Here is a 5423-nt window from a genome sequence, read left to right on the forward strand (position 1 = left end):
ATTACCTGCGTCAATTCTAAGGAAAAGGAAAACGGGTCGGGACAGACAGACACATTGGCTGCTTTCGGGTAGCTTAAAGAGTATTCTTACAATGGAGAGTTTGATCCTGGCTCAGGATGAACGCTAGCGGCAGGCCTAATACATGCAAGTCGAACGAATTCAACTTCTTCGGAGGTTGGGTTAGTGGCGCACGGGTGCGTAACGCGTATGCAACCTACCTTCTATTGGGGGATAGCCCGGAGAAATCCGGATTAATACCGCATAACATTGTTTGAGGGCATCCGAAGACAATTAAAGCTTTGGCGATAGAAGATGGGCATGCGTGCCATTAGCTAGTTGGTAGTGTAACGGACTACCAAGGCGACGATGGCTAGGGGCTCTGAGAGGACGGTCCCCCACACTGGTACTGAGACACGGACCAGACTCCTACGGGAGGCAGCAGTAGGGAATATTGGGCAATGGCCGAGAGGCTGACCCAGCCATGCCGCGTGCAGGAAGAAGGCCTTCTGGGTTGTAAACTGCTTTTGTATGGGAAGAAAATGCCCTTGCGAGGGAAACTGACGGTACCATACGAATAAGCACCGGCTAACTCCGTGCCAGCAGCCGCGGTAATACGGAGGGTGCAAGCGTTGTCCGGATTTATTGGGTTTAAAGGGTGCGTAGGCGGCCCATTAAGTCAGTGGTGAAATCCCATGGCTCAACCATGGAACTGCCATTGATACTGGTGGGCTTGAGTAAAGTCGAGGCAGGCGGAACTGGTGGTGTAGCGGTGAAATGCATAGATACCACCAAGAACCCCGATTGCGAAGGCAGCTTGCTGGGCTTTAACTGACGCTGAGGCACGAAAGCGTGGGGAGCGAACAGGATTAGATACCCTGGTAGTCCACGCCGTAAACGATGATAACTCGATGTTGGCGATATACAGTCAGCGTCCAAGCGAAAGCGTTAAGTTATCCACCTGGGGAGTACGCCCGCAAGGGTGAAACTCAAAGGAATTGACGGGGGCCCGCACAAGCGGTGGAGCATGTGGTTTAATTCGATGATACGCGAGGAACCTTACCTAGGCTAGAATGCGCGTGACGGTACCAGAAATGGTACTTCCCTTCGGGGCACAAAGCAAGGTGCTGCATGGCTGTCGTCAGCTCGTGCCGTGAGGTGTTGGGTTAAGTCCCGCAACGAGCGCAACCCCTATCTTCAGTTGCCAGCACGTAATGGTGGGGACTCTGGAGAGACTGCCTTCGCAAGAAGTGAGGAAGGTGGGGACGACGTCAAGTCATCATGGCCCTTACGCCTAGGGCTACACACGTGCTACAATGGCCGGTACAGAGGGTTGCCAACCAGCGATGGTGCGCCAATCTCAAAAAGCCGGTCTCAGTTCGGATCGAAGTCTGCAACTCGACTTCGTGAAGCCGGAATCGCTAGTAATCGCGTATCAGCAACGACGCGGTGAATACGTTCCCGGGCCTTGTACACACCGCCCGTCAAGCCATGGAAGTCAGGGAGACCTGAAGTCGGTGACCGCAAGGAGCCGCCTAGGGTAAAACTGGTAACTGGGGCTAAGTCGTAACAAGGTAGCCGTACCGGAAGGTGCGGCTGGATCACCTCCTTTCTGGAGCTGTTCCGCTCCGTTTACTTCTTTCTGTGACGCAGAGAAAAGACCAGCGCAGATTAAGTTTCGTTTCTTTTAATTACTCAAAACAAGAGCTTCACCCAAGAGAATGGATGCTGTAAGGTGCCCTCAGGCAGCAGCGCTAGCCTGGGCTTGTAGCTCAGGTGGTTAGAGCGCTACACTGATAATGTAGAGGTCCGTGGTTCGAGTCCACGCAGGCCCACCTTTATTAAGTTAAAAGTTTAAAGTTAAGAGTTAAAAGTTGTTCTACTATAGTAACTCTTCACTCATAACTCTTCACTAATCCGGGGGATTAGCTCAGCTGGCTAGAGCGCCTGCTTTGCACGCAGGAGGTCAACGGTTCGACTCCGTTATTCTCCACTACTACAGCATTACAACAACAACATAGCTTACACAGCAGGTGTAAGCTTCTATAAGGGAAAGAGTTTCTTAAGTAAGAGTAGCAGAGTTATACCAACTCCTAAACTCTTAAACTTTCTAACTCCTAAACTTAAAAGGTTCTTTGACATGATGGAAAAGAGAGAGTAAAGTGGTTCTTCTGTTGCTTGTAGCAATATGAGCAGCAGAGAAAGAAAAGAATTGAGAAGAAGCGGGCCGGCTATCGTAAGATAGCCGGCAAAGACGCAGAGAAGGGCGCATGGGGAATGCCTAGGCTCTCAGAGGCGAAGAAGGACGCGATAAGCTGCGAAAAGCTGCGGGGATCGGCACATACGAATTGATCCGCAGATATCCGAATGGGGCAACCCGGCTACTTGAAGAGTAGTCATCCGAAAGGAAGCGAACCCGGGGAACTGAAACATCTAAGTACCCGGAGGAAGAGAAAATAACAATGATTCCGTAAGTAGTGGCGAGCGAACGCGGAAGAGCCCAAACCATAGCTGTTACGGCAGCTGTGGGGTTGTAGGACTACGATGTGAGACCAAAGAAGGAAGCATAAGTACCTGGGAAGGTACACCGCAGCGGGTGATAGTCCCTTTTGCGTAAGCTCTTTGGCTCTAGTAGTATCCTGAGTAGGGCGGGACCGGCGAAATCCCGTCTGAAGCTGCCGGCACCATCCGGTAAGGCTAAATACTCCTGAGAGACCGATAGTGAACCAGTACTGTGAAGGAAAGGTGAAAAGTACTCTGAATAAGAGGGTGAAATAGAACCTGAAACCATGCGCTTACAAGCTGTCGGAGGTCCTTAGTGGACTGACGGCGTGCCTTTTGCATAATGAGCCTACGAGTTACTCCTCTCTGGCAAGGTTAAGACTTTTGAAGGTCGGAGCCGGAGCGAAAGCGAGTCTGAACAGGGCGCATAGTCAGAGGGGGTAGACGCGAAACTTTGTGATCTACCCATGGCCAGGATGAAGGTTGGGTAAAACCAACTGGAGGTCCGAACCAGTTTCCGTTGAAAAGGATTTGGATGAGCTGTGGGTAGGGGTGAAAGGCCAATCAAACTGAGAAATAGCTCGTACTCCCCGAAATGCCTTTAGGGGCAGCGTCGTGGTTGAGTTTACTGGAGGTAGAGCTACCGATAGGACTAGGGGGAGTCACATCCTACCGAATCCTGACGAACTCCGAATGCCAGCTAAATATACACGGCAGTGAGGCGTGGGGTGCTAAGGTCACACGCCGAGAGGGAAAGAACCCAGACCATCAGCTAAGGTCCCTAAATTTACGCTAAGTTGAACAAAGGCGGTCCAGTTGCTTAGACAGCCAGGAGGTTGGCTTGGAAGCAGCCATTCCTTTAAAGAGTGCGTAACAGCTCACTGGTCGAGCGACAGGGCATCGATAATAATCGGGCATCAAGCGTAATACCGAAGCTATGGATATAGTAATATGTGGTAGGGGAGCATTCTAACAGCAGTGAAGGCGTTCTGTCAGGAGCGTTGGAGCGGTTAGAAAAGCAAATGTAGGCATAAGTAACGATAATGCAGGCGAGAAACCTGCACACCGAAAGACCAAGGTTTCCTGATCAACGCTAATCGGATCAGGGTTAGTCGGGACCTAAGAGCGAGGCGAAAGCGCAGCTCGATGGACAACGGGTTAATATTCCCGTACCGGCCATAGGTAGCGATGCGGTGACGGAGAAGTGAAAGGACCGCGCACTGACGGAATAGTGCGTTGAAGGCCGTAGGTATAGGTTTGGTAGTAAAGTACGCCGAACTTGCTGAAAGCTGATAGTACTCCAAGGCTTCGGCCGCGGAGATAGTGTCCCTAATCAGGCTCCCGAGAAAACCCGCTAAGCGTTTAAACCTATGGGCGCCCGTACCGCAAACCGACACAGGTGGTCGAGGAGAGAATCCTAAGGTGCTCGAGTGAATCACGGCCAAGGAACTCGGCAAAATGACCCTGTAACTTCGGGAGAAGGGGTGCTTCCTCCAGCGATGGAGAAGCCGCAGTGAAGAGGCCCAGGCGACTGTTTAACAAAAACACATGGCTTTGCAAAATCGAGAGATGAAGTATAAGGCCTGACACCTGCCCGGTGCCGGAAGGTTAAGAGGGGGGGTTAGCCGCAAGGCGAAGCTCTGAATCGAAGCCCCGGTAAACGGCGGCCGTAACTATAACGGTCCTAAGGTAGCGAAATTCCTTGTCGGGTAAGTTCCGACCTGCACGAATGGTGTAACGATCTGGGCGCTGTCTCAGCCGTGAGCTCGGTGAAATTGTAGTCTCGGTGAAGATGCCGAGTACCCGCAACGGGACGGAAAGACCCCATGAACCTTTACTATAGCTTAGCATTGACTCTGGGTAACTCATGTGTAGGATAGGCCGGAGGCTGTGAAGCGGCGTCGCCAGGCGTCGTGGAGCCATCCTTGAAATACGGCCCTTGAGTTGCTTGGAGCCTAACCTTGTATAACGGGGGACATTGCTTGGTGGGTAGTTTGACTGGGGTGGTCGCCTCCAAAACAATAACGGAGGCTTTCAAAGGTACCCTCAGTACGCTTGGTAACCGTACGCAGAGCGCAATAGCATAAGGGTGCTTGACTGTGAGGCCTACAAGCCGAGCAGGGCCGAAAGGCGGATATAGTGATCCGGTGGTTCCGCATGGAAGGGCCATCGCTCAAAGGATAAAAGGTACTCTGGGGATAACAGGCTGATCTCCCCCAAGAGCTCATATCGACGGGGAGGTTTGGCACCTCGATGTCGGCTCGTCACGTCCTGGGGCTGGAGAAGGTCCCAAGGGTTCGGCTGTTCGCCGATTAAAGTGGCACGCGAGCTGGGTTCAGAACGTCGTGAGACAGTTCGGTCCCTATCTGTTGTGGGCGTAGGAGATTTGCGGGGTCCTGACCTTAGTACGAGAGGACCGGGTTGGACGAGCCACTGGTGGACCTGTTGTAGCGCCAGCTGCAGCGCAGGGTAGCTACGCTCGGACGGGATAAGCGCTGAAAGCATCTAAGTGCGAAACCCGCCCCAAGATGAGATCTCCCTTAAGGGCCGTCAGAGACGATGACGTTGATAGGTGGCAGGTGTACAGGCAGAAATGTCATAGCCGAGCCATACTAATTGCCCGAGCGCGTCTGGTAGGGATGCCCCTTGCGGGTATCCACACAAAGCCGGAACCCCGGCCCGCCTCCCATCTCACCTCCTTACCCTCTCTTTTCCAACAAGTCAAAAAGCTAAACGATATCAGGCACGCTTAAAAGCCGTGCAAAGAGAATGGTGGCTATAGCGCGGGTGTTCACCTCTTCCCATCCCGAACAGAGCAGTTAAGCCCCGATGCGCCGATGGTACTGGAGTCACATCCGGGAGAGTAGGTAGCCGCCAACACCATTCCAACAGCCCCTGTACAGCAATGTGCAGGGGCTGTTTGC

At 52.6% G+C, this 5423-nt stretch carries 2 tRNA genes and 3 rRNA genes; all 5 read left to right on the forward strand.

Annotated elements, in window-relative coordinates:
• The first annotated feature begins 88 nt into the window (after window positions 1-88).
• The 5 genes from DCW36_RS00005 to rrf all read left to right on the forward strand — a co-directional run bounded on the left by DCW36_RS00005 (window position 89) and on the right by rrf (window position 5379).
• Window positions 89-1609 (forward strand): 16S ribosomal RNA (locus tag DCW36_RS00005).
• A gap of 149 nt (window positions 1610-1758) precedes the next feature.
• Window positions 1759-1832: transfer RNA gene (locus DCW36_RS00010), tRNA-Ile, on the forward strand.
• Between the two features lie 84 nt (window positions 1833-1916).
• Window positions 1917-1990, forward strand: a tRNA-Ala gene (locus tag DCW36_RS00015).
• A gap of 257 nt (window positions 1991-2247) precedes the next feature.
• A 23S ribosomal RNA gene (locus DCW36_RS00020) occupies window positions 2248-5135 on the forward strand.
• A 132-nt stretch (window positions 5136-5267) separates the two neighbouring features.
• Window positions 5268-5379 (forward strand): 5S ribosomal RNA (gene rrf / locus DCW36_RS00025).
• The 16S, 23S and 5S rRNA genes sit together here with 2 tRNA genes alongside, the layout of an rRNA operon.
• Window positions 5380-5423: the final 44 nt, after the last annotated feature.

The sequence above is a fragment of the Botryobacter ruber genome, assembly GCF_003347595.2.
Classification (GTDB): Bacteria; Bacteroidota; Bacteroidia; order Cytophagales; family Hymenobacteraceae; genus Pontibacter; species Pontibacter ruber_A.